At 33.2% G+C, this 1,709-nt stretch carries 1 protein-coding gene; it reads right to left on the bottom strand.

All coding sequences use genetic code 11. The features are described 5' to 3' along the window. Positions 1-130 precede the first annotated feature (130 nt). Positions 131-1,585, bottom strand: coding sequence for an IS1182 family transposase (locus ACTQ5K_RS25365; protein ID WP_048717259.1), 1,455 nt, complete (start codon positions 1,583-1,585; stop codon positions 131-133). Positions 1,586-1,709 lie beyond the last annotated feature (124 nt).

Genomic DNA, 1,709 nt, shown 5'->3' with positions numbered 1-1,709 from the left:
GAGGCCACTGACAAACTGAGGTCATTTCTAAATAATCAGCTGGCCGCATAAAAAAAAGACGACCCTCATTAAATTTTTTGAATGTAGAGTCGTCTTTTTTTATCCATTTTCTCATGAATTCCTATCTTTTTTAACTCATTAATTTCAAGATTCTTTTTAAATTCACCGTAAATATTGCCATGGCACCTTGCAATTCCATACCTAATAGACCCGAGGATTTTGCAACATTGTACCCGTGTCTGTGTTTTAATTCGCTATTTTTAGCTTCTATTTTATATCGTTCTTTCGACTTTTCTTTAAAATAGTCACTTTCTTGAAATTTTGCCTGCTCTGTATGCTCGTTTGATTTGATGCTTACAGAATATGTTTTACTTTTAGCCCCTTCCTTATAACATCCTTCCTTAAACGGACAGTGTTTACATTTTTCTATATCAAAATAGTACGTATGAACTTGATTTCTACCTTCTCCTTTTTTGCCCTGTTTTGCTTTTCTTATTGCCATATGTCCAGCCTTACAAACATACATTCCAGCATCTTTATTAAATTCAAATTCATCTTCTTTTTTACGGTATCCTTGTGTTACAGAAGGGTTTAATTTGGCTACCAATTTCATTCCATTCTTTTTTGTGAACTCGATATTTCCTTTTTCCGAATAAGCTGCATCCCCGATCACTGCCTCAACTTCCATGCCGGCTGTCATACTTTTTTCAATCAGTGTTTCTAATTGTTTTCCGTCATTCTTTTCTCCAGTTGTGACTGTTGCGGCTGTAATAATCCTTTCTTCACTCATGGCTATGTGCGTTTTGTATCCAAAAAATGAGGTATCCTCACTCTTGTGACCAACTTTAGCATCTTTATCTTCTGAAATTTGTAGATATTCGATATCGTCATTTACCGTTTCTTTTAGAAGGTTTAGTTGTTCCTTTACTTTTGGATATGGAACAAGCGTATCTTCCTTCTCAATCACCTCAATCAGTTTTTGACAATACTCCATTTCATCCTCCAAAATATCCGTTGAAGTTTTAGTGGGAAACTTATCTTTCATGCTTTCATCTATTTTATAAACAGCTTTTCTAAGCTTTTTCGAACGATCCATTAGGATTTCTTTAGGTGATTTCTGATTATAACGAGCTTTCGAATGAGTGGCATCTACGATAATAGCTTTACTTTTGATAATTCCCTTTTCAATAGCGATTTCTACGGTTTTATTAACAAGCATATCTAAAAGTTTTACGTCTTTTAAACGCAACTTTCTAAATTTGGTTAAAGAACTTGGTTCAATCACCGAATCTTCGGGTGCCATATCAAGAAAATATTTAAAAGACATATCATATTTTGAACGTTCAACAACGTCAACATCAGACAAGTCATAAATCGACTTTAATAATAAATACTTGAACATACGAATAGGATCGATGGCATTTCGACCGTTATCAAAACAATAATTTTTCTTGATTTCATCATAAACAAATGAAAAGTCAATTAAGTCATTAATTTTTCGTAACAGATTATCTTTTGGAACGACTAAATCATATAGAGCCATAAAAGGGCTAAAAAGAATCATAGACTGTTGTTTTTGAATCATAGTATCCACCCACACTGAAATTGATACTATAATTATACAATAAAAAAAGGATAGTTCCTTCAAATAATGAAGGACTATACCTTTTAGATTATGAACATTTGGAGGACTTTTTCAGTGGCCTCCA

The organism is Niallia sp. Sow4_A1 (genome assembly GCF_052116745.1).
GTDB lineage: Bacteria > Bacillota > Bacilli > Bacillales > Cytobacillaceae > Niallia > Niallia hominis.
This window is presented reverse-complemented; position numbering and strand designations above follow the sequence as displayed.

Excerpts from the sequence above, each read along its gene's own strand:
- ACTQ5K_RS25365 (WP_048717259.1), bottom strand. The coding sequence starts at position 1,585 with ATGATTCAAAAACAACAGTCTATGATTCTTTTTAGCCCTTTTATGGCT.